10 protein-coding genes and 1 pseudogene are annotated in these 11679 nt (G+C 64.6%); 4 read left to right on the forward strand and 7 right to left on the reverse strand.

The genetic code is table 11. The annotated features are described in order from the left end of the window. Positions 1-357: 357 nt before the first annotated feature. Positions 358-1275: a hypothetical protein gene (locus ACT01B_RS03765; RefSeq protein ID WP_445146051.1), complete on the forward strand. Its 918-nt coding sequence runs from the start codon at positions 358-360 to the stop codon at positions 1273-1275. 120 nt (positions 1276-1395) lie between these two features. On the opposite strand, the gene ACT01B_RS03770 is transcribed toward ACT01B_RS03765, so the two are convergent. The 5 genes from ACT01B_RS03770 to ACT01B_RS03790 form a co-directional block, all read right to left on the reverse strand. Then, the gene (locus ACT01B_RS03770; protein ID WP_445146052.1) at positions 1396-2298 is read right to left on the reverse strand and encodes a DUF4097 family beta strand repeat-containing protein; all 903 of its coding nucleotides are present in this window, start codon (positions 2296-2298) and stop codon (positions 1396-1398) included. 18 nt (positions 2299-2316) lie between these two features. Next, positions 2317-2754: a hypothetical protein gene (locus ACT01B_RS03775; RefSeq protein WP_445146053.1), complete on the reverse strand. Its 438-nt coding sequence runs from the start codon at positions 2752-2754 to the stop codon at positions 2317-2319. Continuing rightward, positions 2751-3299 carry an RNA polymerase sigma factor gene (locus tag ACT01B_RS03780; RefSeq protein ID WP_445146054.1) on the reverse strand — a complete coding sequence of 183 codons (549 nt, stop codon included), beginning with the start codon at positions 3297-3299 and terminating at the stop codon, positions 2751-2753. The genes ACT01B_RS03775 and ACT01B_RS03780 overlap by 4 nt, the downstream gene beginning before the upstream one ends. 129 nt (positions 3300-3428) lie before the next feature. Continuing rightward, positions 3429-5210, reverse strand: coding sequence for a phosphoenolpyruvate carboxykinase (GTP) (locus ACT01B_RS03785; protein WP_445146055.1), 1782 nt, complete (start codon positions 5208-5210; stop codon positions 3429-3431). Between the two features lie 243 nt (positions 5211-5453). Then, a complete protein-coding gene (locus ACT01B_RS03790; RefSeq protein WP_445146056.1) occupies positions 5454-6032 on the reverse strand; it encodes a TetR/AcrR family transcriptional regulator in 579 nt (192 codons plus the stop codon). Between the two features lie 122 nt (positions 6033-6154). Between ACT01B_RS03790 and ACT01B_RS03795 the strand changes: the two genes are divergently transcribed. The 3 genes and pseudogenes from ACT01B_RS03795 to ACT01B_RS03805 all read left to right on the forward strand — a co-directional run bounded on the left by ACT01B_RS03795 (position 6155) and on the right by ACT01B_RS03805 (position 10099). Next, positions 6155-7045 carry an alpha/beta fold hydrolase gene (locus tag ACT01B_RS03795; RefSeq protein WP_445147419.1) on the forward strand — a complete coding sequence of 297 codons (891 nt, stop codon included), beginning with the start codon at positions 6155-6157 and terminating at the stop codon, positions 7043-7045. A gap of 53 nt (positions 7046-7098) precedes the next feature. After that, positions 7099-9570: an acyl-CoA dehydrogenase gene (locus ACT01B_RS03800; RefSeq protein ID WP_445146057.1), complete on the forward strand. Its 2472-nt coding sequence runs from the start codon at positions 7099-7101 to the stop codon at positions 9568-9570. Between the two features lie 57 nt (positions 9571-9627). Beyond that, positions 9628-10099 (forward strand): annotated as a pseudogene (locus tag ACT01B_RS03805) (hotdog fold domain-containing protein). 18 nt (positions 10100-10117) lie between these two features. On the opposite strand, the gene ACT01B_RS03810 reads toward ACT01B_RS03805, so the two are convergent. Beyond that, the gene (locus tag ACT01B_RS03810; protein WP_445146058.1) at positions 10118-11113 is read right to left on the reverse strand and encodes a diguanylate cyclase domain-containing protein; all 996 of its coding nucleotides are present in this window, start codon (positions 11111-11113) and stop codon (positions 10118-10120) included. Continuing rightward, complete coding sequence (locus ACT01B_RS03815; protein ID WP_445146059.1) at positions 11110-11679, reverse strand: chemotaxis protein CheB; 570 nt, start codon at positions 11677-11679, stop codon at positions 11110-11112. The genes ACT01B_RS03810 and ACT01B_RS03815 overlap by 4 nt, the downstream gene beginning before the upstream one ends.

An 11679-nucleotide genomic window follows, 5' to 3' on the forward strand; every position in this document is an offset into this window, starting at 1 on the left:
AACGTTTCCGTCAGCGGGCCATGGCACGAGTGTGTTGCTGGTAGAAGCCGAAGTCATCGGTCGCAGGCGAATTCGCGCATGGTGACGAGGCGGACTATATATCGCCTCCATTCAGCTTTGTTGCCCAGCGAAGCATATGAACGGCGGCTCGCAGGCGTTGGAGTCGCCCCGGACCCGGTCGTAAGGAACCCTTTCGTAGGCTCGATGTCAAAAAATGGTGATTCCGCAGGTTCCGTCACACCTTTTGGGTGCATATGAGGTGTTAGCAAAAAGTAAAACGTGATATCTTGATGCCCGATCGTCTCTGGGAGGGGGCGACCCATCCCGTTCATCCGTATCGCCGGGGGACTCGCGTCCATGCGCCGTTGGTTGTTGTCATTGCCCTTGCTGCTCATGCCGTTTATCGCGGCAGGACAGTCTGCGGCCAATGATCCCTACGACATGGCGGGGCAGATGCTCATGCAGCAGCCCGACCAGGTGGCCCAGTTCGGCCCCGGCGCGACGGTGCCGCTGTGGCGCGGCGCCGATGGTCGCTGGCTGGCCCTCAAGGCGGACAATGACACCTTGGCGGCGGCTCAGCGCGCGGATGCGCCGCTGCAGTTTCGTGCAGTGGACGCCGCCACGGTGCTGTCGAGCCAGGTGCAGTATGGCCTGGGCCCGAATCTGCAGGCGCACGCTGGCGTGACCGAGCACAACTGGGCCAACAATCAGGCGCCGCGCATCATCGGCACGGAAGTCGGTGCTACGTACGACGCCGGCCGCTACAGCCTGGGTCTGAGCGTGGGTTCCGACACGATTCCCAATGGCGCCACGCTTCCGCGTCTGCTGCCGGGCGCCATCCCTGGCGTCAACGGCTTGTCCGGTTTCGATAGCAGCACGCAGGTCAATGCGCGTGGTCGACTGGCGTTGGATAGCAAGAGCGGCATCGACCTCGGTGCCAGTGTCGGGCGCGTGCGCCTGCTGCCGGGCAACCTGATGGGCGTCAGTACGCTGGATCAGAAAGCGGTGAGCTTCGGTGTCGATCGCGGCCCGCTGAGCGGCAGCATCGTCGGTCGCGTCATGCAGCCTGATACGGCGATGCCAGGCGCGGCGTATAGCCCGGATCGTCGCTGGAGCAGCATCGACCTGGGCGTGACCTGGCGTCTGCCCTGGCAGGGTCAATTGAGCATCGGTGCGCAGAACGTGTGGTCGTCGGGCAATGCGATCAACACGCCGACCGGCCCTGAGCCTGACCAGTCGCGCACCCCGTACGTGCAGTATCACCAGGACCTATAACCGTCCGTTGCCGTGGTTCGCGCTGTCATGGCGCAGCATCCAGCTCGTGGTTCCACACCTATCAAGCCAAGGGCCGCATGACATGACGCCATGCAGCCCCGTTGCGTTTGCGGCGCGTGCTCAATCTTGCTGACGGATGCGCAAGTCACCGCTGAACGTCTCGATGGCGATCTTGCCGCTGCCCGAACCGAGGGTGGTCTGGAGCGCACTCCCGGGCCCGTGTTCGGCTTTCTTCACCGTGCCGAAATCGCTGCGCAGGTCGCCGCTGAAGGTGTTGGCATGAATGGCTGCCGAGGTGTTGGCGGGTATCTGCAGTTGCACGTCGCCACTCATGCTGTCGACGTCGAGCGTGCCGCTCGTCGCGAGGCCGCCGGCGAGCTGCACGTCGCCGGAAACCGTGCTGAGGTTGAGCTTCTGCCACGGGCCACCGCTGACGCGAATGCGCCCCGACACCGTCTGCAATTCCGCGTTATTGCCGACGCTGGGTGCGAGGATGTCGCCGCTGACCGTTTGCAGTGAGACCCGATCGGCGTGGCCGGCCAGTTCGATGTTGCCGCTGACACTGTCCACTTCGGCGGAGGGCGTGCGGGCATTCACGCGCGCCTTGCCGCTGACGGCGTTGATCTTGATCTTGCCGCCGTCGATGCCGTCGATGCTGATCGGCGCGCTCACCACGTCCACGTCCAGCGACGCCCCCTTGGGCACGCGCACGTCGAGGGTGGTACCGCTCATCGAGGTATCGCTGTTCCAGTTGAGCCAGCCGGATTTTCCCTGCGCCTGCACCTTGATGGTCAGGTCGCTGTTGCTGCCTTCAATGGTCACTGGCTTGGCGCCATCGCCAAGATGACCACCGACCTGCACCTGGTCGCGGTCCCATGCAGTGACGGTGACCGCTCCCTTGACGTTGCCGATGCTGACGTGGACGGTGGGGATGGCGTCATGGCTGAGATTGATGGGCGTATCGGCCAGCGCCTGGCCAATCGACAGGCTGAGCAGGAGTGGAATGATGCGTGCGCTTTTCATGTGAAGGCTCCGCTGGACTCAACCAGCCTGGTGTTCCATCTGACGCAATTGCGATTGCTGTTTCTGGGTGCGGTACAGCAAGCGCTGCAACGCCGGTGAATCGGGCGCCTGCTCCATGGCTTGGCGCAGTTCCATACTCGCCGCGTCCAGTTGCACGGCAGCGCCGGCCAGGCGCGGATCGGATGGATGCCAGCGCGCCACGTCCGGCGTCGTTACGGTGGCTGTGGTCATGGGTTGATCACGCAGATGCACGGCGATGCTCCCGGCAAACAGCGACAGGCCGGCAAAACTGGCGGCGAGCAGCCAGGCCTGGCGTCGCTGGCCTCGTTGGCGCATCGGTTGCGCGGCAGGGTCCGCCGGGTCGAGCGTGGCTTCGATCTCGGGCCACAGGTCACGGCTTGGCATCACCGGTTCGCGCAGGGCGCGGGTCTGGCGGAGCCATTCGAATTCGTTCATGAGCGTTCTCCCAAAACCTTACGCAGCAGGCCGCGTGCGCGATGCAGCTGCGCTTTTGACGAGCCGACCGCCATACCAAGCTCGGCACCGATGTCCTCGTGCCGCCATCCTTCAATGTCATGCAAGACCAGCACGGCGCGCGCGCGTGGCGGCAGCTTGCCGATCGCGCGTTCCAATTCGTCGCGTTCAGCCGCGCAAAACGGCGTTTCGCCACGATCGGGGATGTCGTCTTCATCCATCATGCTGACCGGATCGGCACTGCGTGCACGGATATCCATGAGTGCCACGTTGACCGCCAAGCGATAAAGCCAGGTACCGAAGGCACTTTCGTGGCGAAAGCCGGCGAGCTTCTGCCAGGCGCGCACGAAGGCGTCCTGGGTGAGATCTTCCGCGCGGGCGTGGTCGTAACCGGCGAGCCGGTAGACGGCGCCGTAGACGCGCCCGACATGCAAGCGATAAAGTCGCTGAAATGCCTGCCGGTCACCTGCGGCGGCCGCGTGCACGTCATCCATGTCGGAAGGATCCGCGGCGGGCGCAGGCGGCATTGCGGTTCCGTTGGCAGGGCAGGAAGCAATCATCTTGCCAGCTTGGATGCGCCGCTGCGTGGCAAGGTTTAGAAGAGGGTATGCAAAAACGCCCATCAACCGCTTGCCGCAGCTGACGGGCGGCGTAGCTCAGCCTGCGGCAGCGGCGCGCGGGCTTACCGCGGCATCATCGAGCGCCTTGGCGACGCGTTGCTGCTCGGCGTGCAATGGCTGCGGCATGCGCTCGCCGAAACTGCGCAGGTACTCGCCGATGTCGGCCAGCTCGGCTTGCCAGCCGGCCTGGTCGACGTGCAGCAGCGCATCGAGCGTCTGGCGATCGAGGTCAAGCCCATCGAGCTTCAGTTCGCCCGTCGCCGGCACCGTGCCAATCGGGGTCTGCTGGCCGCTGGCCCGACCTTCGACACGATCGATCATCCATTCCAGTACGCGCAGGTTGTCGCCGTAGCCCGGCCACAGGAAGCGGCCGTCCTGGCCTTTGCGGAACCAGTTGACGTGGAAGATCTTCGGCAGCTTGGTGCCGGCCTGGTCGAACGACAGCCAGTGACGGAAGTAGTCGCCATAGTGGTAGCCGGCGAACGGCTTCATCGCCATCGAGTCGCGACGCAGCACGCCGACGGCGCCAGTGGCCGCGGCCGTGGTTTCCGAGCCCATGGCAGCGCCTACCAGCACACCGTGGGTCCAGTCGCGCGCTTCGAATACCAAGGGCACCAGGGACGGGCGACGGCCGCCAAACACGATGGCGCTGATCGGCACGCCCTGGGCATCCTCGGCACGCGGTGACCACGTCGGGCACTGCTTGGCACTGACGGTGAAGCGCGAGTTCGGATGCGCGGCGGGACCATTGGCCGGGTCGTACGGACGACCCTGCCAGTCGGTAACCGGCGTGCCCGGCAGCCCTTCCCACCAGGGCTGGTTGTCGGCGGTGACCGCGACATTGGTGAAGATGGTGTCGCGGGCGATGCTGGCCAGCGCGTTCGGGTTGGTCGCCTCGCTGGTGCCCGGCGCCACGCCAAAGAAGCCCGCTTCCGGGTTGATCGCGTACAGGCGGCCGTCGGCGCCGGGGCGCATCCAGCAGATGTCGTCGCCAACGGTCCACACTTTCCAGCCGTCCTCGCGGTAGCCCTCCGGCGGAATCAGCATGGCCAGGTTGGTCTTGCCGCAGGCCGAGGGGAAGGCGGCCGCGACGTAGTGGGTTTCGCCCTTGGGGTTCTCGATGCCAACGATCAGCATGTGCTCGGCCAGCCAGCCTTCCGACTGGGCCTGGTAGCTGGCGATGCGCAGGGCGTGGCACTTCTTGCCCAGCAGCGCATTGCCGCCGTAGCCGGAGCCATACGACTTGATGGTCAGCTCCTCCGGGAAATGCATGATGAAACGGCGCTCCGGGTCCAGCTCGCCGGTGGAGTGGAGGCCCTTCACGAAGCTTCCTTCACGCTCGATGCGCGCCTGTGCGGCGGCGCCCATGCGCGTCATGGTGCGCATGTTGACCACCACGTACGGGCTGTCGGTGATCTCGACGCCGCAGCGGGCGAGCGGCGAGTCGATCGGGCCCATGCAGTACGGAATGACGTACATGGTGCGGCCTTCCATGCAGCCTTCGAACAGCGCATCCATCTTTGCGTGCGCGTCGGCCGGTGCCATCCAGTGGTTGTTCGGGCCGGCGCCTTCCTCGTCCTTGGTGCAGACAAAGGTCAGGTGCTCGACGCGGGCCACGTCCGACGGACTGGAGCGGTGCAGATAGCAGCCAGGGTGGGTCTGCTGGTTCAGTTCGATCAGGTCGCCGGTCTGCAGCATCTGCTGCACCAGGCTCTGGTACTCGGCATCCGAGCCATCGCACCAATGGATTTGCGCAGGGCGGGTCTGCGCCGCCACTTCATCAACCCAGCGTTGCAGTGCTTCCAGCTTGCTCGACATCACGTTCCTCACTCTGGTCTTAGGTCAAAAAAGAGCAGAAACGGTAGTTTGCGTGTACTGGCATTGCAAGGAGGCGTGCAGCAAAAAGCCTGCTTGCTGCTCGCTAAACCGTAGGCAGGCCGAGGGTTTAGCGCGGGTTCTGGCAGTGACTCGAGCTACCCGACGGCAGCCAAAAAAACGACAGCGCCGCAGGGCGGCGCTGTCGTTGGTGGGCAGCTTGGCAAAGCCGATGTGAACAGGCTCTTAGCCCGGCGTCAGCGTCCTGATCATGTGCTCGACGTAGGCATCGAACTCGTCGTGGCTGATGCGCGGCAGCCCCAGCGTGAAATTGAGCTGCAGAAAGCCGACATAGGCCGCATAGGTCAGGCGGGCGCGATTCAGCGCCTCCTCGGGCGGCAGGCCTGCTTCGCGATAAATCGTGGTGAGGAACTCCATGCGCCGCTGCGACACGCGGGCCATCACCGGCACCACCTGCGGATGATCGAGAGCCTTCAGCAGGGCGGCATAGACGCGGTGCGGCGCCAGCTCATGTGCGACGCGACGGAACAGTTCCGGCAGGCGCCCGCGCGGATCGGGCATCGCCTCGATCTGGCTGATGACTTCGCGCTCACCGTATTGCTCCCAGCGCTCCAATGCCGCCTGTAGCAGGGCTTCGCGCGTGCGGAAATGCCAGTAAAAGCTGCCTTTGGTTACCCCGAGCTGGCGGGCCAGGGCCTCGACGGCCAGGGCGCCTACACCTTGATCGGCGATCAGCCTGAGTGCGGCGTCCTCCCAATCTTCGGCGGAAAGGCGGGTACGTTCGGGTTTGGCGCTTACATTCATACGCGCATGGTAGCCCCAGTTGGCCGCTTATGAAATCGCCGCCCTTGCAAGTGGTTGAATCCGTGGAGGGTTGGTTGCACTGCGTATTGACGTGGTAGGAAAGCAATTACATACTCGTGCGTATGGTCGATCATCCCCGCCTAGAACCGTCCGTGACACATATCGCTGCCGCCGACGGCCTCGGCCTGGCGGTCGAAGTGCGCCACCCGTCGGGTAGCCCGACCGTGCTGTTCGCCCATGGCTTTGGCCAAACGCGCGGTGCCTGGCACGGCACGGCTGCCGCGCTGGCGTCGCTGGGTTGTCGTTGCGTTAGCTACGACAGTCGCGGTCATGGCGAAAGCGATCGCCTTGCGGGCGGCGACTACCACATGGAACAGTTCGTGGGCGATCTGCGTCTGCTGGCCCATGCCGAAGTGCGCAAGCCCATTCTGGTGGGCGCCTCGATGGGCGGCCTGCTGGGCCTGATCATTGCGGGGGAGATCGATCCGCAGGCGTTCCGCGCGATGGTGCTGGTGGATATCACGCCGCGCTGGGAGACGGCTGGCGTCGAACGCATTCTCGCCTTCATGCAGGCGCATCCGGATGGCTTCGCCAGTTATGCGGAGGCGGCGGAGGAAATCGCGCTGTATATGCCGCATCGCGCGGGGCGCAAGTCCGAAGACCAGCTGCGTCCGCTCTTGCGCGAAGGTGCCGACGGCCGCTTGCGTTGGCATTGGGATCCGGCGCTGCTTGGCGGCCTCATCAGCGAGAGCGAGCGCTACCAGCCACGCCTGATGGCCGCGGCGGCGAAAGTCCAGCTGCCTGTGCTGCTGCTCTCCGGCGGCCGCAGCGATGTGGTGTCGCGCGACAACGTCGACGAATTCCTGAAGCTGGTACCGCATGCCGAACACCTGGAATTGCCGCGAGCCACGCACATGGTGGCCGGCGATGCCAACGATGCATTCACCCGCGAGATTGCACGATTCGTGGGTCAGTTTTCCGCCCAGGACCGCAGCGATGCGGTTCCCGTTTGAACCTGCGTGATGCCTGTGATCCGCCAAGTCGTCATTCGTAACGAGGTGTTGTGATGTCCGTGATCCTGACTCTGCTGGCGGCGCTTATCGCCTCTGGCGCCTGTGCCTACTATCGCAGCAGCCTGCGCACCTGGGCGATCGCCACGGTGGTTGCCACCGTGGTGGTCGGCCTGATGGCTGGCGCCACCTGGACGATGTTCATCCTGTTGCTGATCGAACTGGCGATCGCCGTACCCTTGCTGATGGATGGCTTTCGTCGCAAGCAGATCAGCGCACCGCTGCTGAAGCTATTTGCCCAGGTGACGCCCAAGCTCTCCGAAACCGAGCAAACCGCGCTGGAAGCCGGCACCGTCGGTTTCGAGGGCGAATTGTTCTCCGGCAAGCCGGACTGGCACGAGCTGCTCAATCAGCCCAAGCCCGAGCTGAGCGTGGAAGAGCAGGCCTTCATGGACGGCCCGGTGGAACAGTTGTGCGGCATGATCGACGACTGGCAGATCACCCACGAGCTGGCCGACCTGCCGCCGGACGTGTGGGCCTTCGTCAAGAAGCACAAGTTCTTCGGCATGATCATTCCGAAGCAGTACAACGGCCTGGGCTTCTCCGCGCTGGCGCATTCTGCCGTGCTGCAGAAGCTGGCAACGATGTCCGCCACCGTGGCCTCGACCGTCGCCGTGCCCAACTCGCTTGGGCCCGCCGAGCTGCTGCTGCACTACGGCAGCGACGAGCAGAAGAACCACTATCTGCCGCGCCTGGCGATCGGTGAGGAAATCCCCTGCTTTGCGCTCACCGGCCCCTATGCGGGTTCGGATGCCACCTCGCTCACCGACTACGGCATTGTCTGCAAGCAAGTGGTCGATGGCGTCGAAACGCTGGGCATGAAGCTCACCTTCGATAAGCGCTACATCACGCTGGCGCCTATCGCCACGGTCGTCGGCCTGGCTTTCCGCCTGTATGACCCCGAGCACTTGTTGGGCGACAAGGAAGACCTGGGCATCACGCTGGCACTGCTGCCGCGTTCGACGCCGGGCCTGGAGATCGGTCGTCGCCACTTTCCGCTGAACGTGCCGTTCCAGAACGGACCGCTACACGGCAAGGACGTGTTTGTGCCGATGTCGGTGCTGATCGGTGGCCCGCACATGGCCGGTCACGGCTGGCGCATGCTGGTGGAATGCTTGTCGGTGGGTCGCGCGATCTCGCTGCCATCCAATGCAACCGGCGGTGTGCGCGCCGCGGTAGCTGCCACCGGCGCGTATGCGCGCATGCGCAAGCAGTTCGGCCTGTCGGTCGCGCGCTTCGAGGGCGTGGAAGAGGCGCTCGCCCGTATTGGCGGCCTGACCTACGCCACGGCGGCGCTGTCGCGCGCGACCGCAGCGGCGGTCGATCGTGGTGAAAAGCCAGCCGTGCCCTCGGCCATCGCCAAGTACCACGCCACCGAATGGGGCCGCGTCGTGGCCGGTGATGCGATGGACGTGCACGGCGGCAAGGCCGTGCAGCTGGGTCCGAAAAACTACGCCGGCCGCTCCTGGCAGGGCGTGCCGATCGCCATCACGGTGGAAGGCGCGAACATCATGACGCGCAGCCTGATGATCTTCGGCCAGGGTGCGATCCGTTGCCATCCTTATGTGCTCAAGGAAATGCAGGCGCTGGCGATCGCCGACTACGGCGATCGCCTGAAGACGTTCGACCGCGCGCTGTTCGGCCATATCGGCTTCGGCATTTCCAATGCGGTGCGCAGCTTTACCCTCGGGCTCACCGGCTCGCGCTTCGGCGACACCGCCGGCGATGCCTATACGCGCCGTTACTACCGCAAGCTCAACCGCTATTCCGCGGCGTTGGCACTGTGCGCCGACGTCTTCATGGGTGTGCTTGGCGGCAAGCTGAAGTTCAAGGAAAAGCTGTCGGCCCGTCTTGGCGACGTGCTGAGCTACCTCTACATCGCCAGTGCCATGCTCAAGAGCTACGAGGATACCGGTCGTCCGGAGGCGGATCGTCCGTTGCTGGCCTGGGCGTTCCACGAGTGCGTGTGGCGCATGCAGATGGCGCTGGATGGCGCGATCCGCAACTTCCCGGTGCGTCCAGTGTCGTGGTTGTTGCGCGCGCTGGTGTTTCCGCTGGGTCGCCGTGAAGTGCCGCCCTCTGATCGTCTGGGCCGCCGCGTGGCCGCCCTGATCACGGCGCCAGGCGAGGCGCGCGATCGACTCACCGAATGGACCTATCTCACGCCGACCGCGAATAACACCATCGGTCGCATGAATGCGCTGCTGCCGGATGTGATTGCGGCCGAGCCGGTGGAGCGCAAGTTCGGTAAGGCGCAGAAGGCAGGCCAGTTCAAGTCGCACGACTACAACGGCCAACTGGGGGAGGCCATGCAGGCGGGCGTGATCAGCGCGGCCGAGTTCGAATTGCTCAAGCGCGTGCGCGAACGGGTCTTCGAGTTCATCTCCGTGGATGACTTCGATCCGTCCGAACTGCGCGCGGCGGTGACCCGCGCGGATCTCAAGAAGAAGCTGGCCGACGCGGCCTGAGCCCTCGTCATACGGAAAGGGCGGAGCCTCAGGCTCCGCTCATGCGGGAGATTTGCCATGAGTCCGGCGTTGTCACTCTATCGTCGACTGGTTTTCCTGCCGGGTGGGCGCTGGCTGTATGCCCGGCTCATCTGTTTCAAGGCACCTTACTTCGCGACCATCGCGCCACGTTTTTGTGACGCTGGAGCCGGGTCGCTGTGAGGTGACCATCCGTGACCGCCGTCGTGTGCACAACCATATCGGCACCGTACACGCGATCGCGCTGTGCAATGCGGCCGAGCTCAGCGCCGGCATGATGACCGACGTAACCATCCCCGCCAGCATGCGCTGGATTCCCAAGGGCATGACAGTCGAGTACGTGGCGAAGGCGAAGGGCCGCATGCATGCTATGGCCACTCCCGAGTTTGCCGCGACCGAAGCGGCCAGCGGCTACGCATGGCCGGCGCATGTCAGCATTCGCGACGGCGAGGGCAACGAGGTCTTTCGTGCGCGTATCGATATGTGGGTATCGCCGCGCAGCCAGCGCTGAGCGTCCATCGGCGCTGATTTATGGCGCCAGTACGCAGCGATTCTTGCCTTCGCCCTTGGCCTGGTAAAGCGCACGGTCGGCCGCATGGATCAGCGCCTCGTCGCTGCCGCCGGCATCCTGCCACACGGCAATGCCGATGCTGGCACTTACGTAGACCGCGAACCGACCTTCGCTTCCCTGAAGAGAGTACGGTTCAGCGAGCACTGCACACACCTGTTCGCAGCGCTTGAGCAGGGATGGCAGGTCGCCAACGTCTTCCACGATCAGCGCGAACTCGTCGCCACCCAGGCGTGCCACCGTATCGTTCGCCCGTACCTGTTCGCTCAGTCGCTGGGCAATGGCCTGCAATAGCGCATCGCCCGCAGGATGGCCGTGGTTGTCATTGACTCCCTTGAAGCCGTCGATGTCCAACAGGGCCAGCGCAAAGCCATGACCATGCCGCGGCACACGCTGCATTGCGGTACGCAGGCGGTCATGGAACAGGGTGCGGTTGGGTAGGCCGGTGAGCATGTCGTGCGTGGCCTGATGGCGAATCTGCGCCTCGATGCGCTTGCGCTCGGCGATTTCCTCGCTGAGCTGCGTGTTGCGCTCGGAGAGGGCGTCAAGGGTCATCTTCAGCTGGGCGCGTGCGGCATAGAGTTCCAGGAACACGCGTACCTTCGATTGCAGGATCACGTCATTGATCGGCTTGGCGATGTAGTCGACCGCTCCAAAGCGATAACCGCGCAGCCGGTTCATGTCGTCCGCGTAGGCGGCAGTGACGAAGATGATCGGCGTCTCGCGCAGATGCTCCGCTTCTCCCAGTAGCGCGGCCACTTCGAAGCCGTCCATCTCGGGCATGTTCACGTCGAGCAGGATCAGCGCGAACTCATGATCCAGGCACAGGGCCAGTGCAGCGTTGCCGCTGTCGGCTTCGTACAGCCGGGCGCCACTGTCGGTCAACAGGCGGCGCATGGCGACCAGGTTGGCAGGCGTGTCGTCGACGACGAGGATCTTGGGGGAGGCGATATTCATGGCAGGCAAAGACGGTTGAGCAACGGCGCGATGGCCGCCAGTGGAAGACAGTGGTCGGCGCCGGCGAGATCCAGGGCCGCCTGGGGCATGGCTGATTGTTCGGCGTCGGCAGGGTCCTGGGCGATAGCCAGGCCACCTAGCTGGCGAATCCGGCGCAGGCCCTCCGCACCATCGCTGTTGGCGCCGGTGAGCACGATGCCGATCAGGGCGTCGCGGTACGCCTCGGCGGCGGATTCGAACAGCACATCGATCGAGGGGCGCGCGAAACTGACTCTCGCATCGACCGATAGCGAGAAGCGACGGCTGGCTTCCACCAGCAGGTGATAGCCGCTGGGCGCGATATGGATGACGCCACCCTTGAGCGGCTCGCGTTCACGCGCCTCGACGACCGGCAGGCGGGCGTGATCGCCAAGCAGCTCGCATAACAGGTCGACCGTCGAGGAGCCCGTGTGACAGCAAACGGCGATGGGCTGGGGCAGTGCTGGATCGAGTGCGGCAAACAGCGCCTCCAGTGCGGTCAATCCGCCGGCCGAGCATCCAATGACGATGGCTTGCGGCGTGGCCAT

Source organism: Dyella sp. Tek66A03, assembly GCF_052567735.1.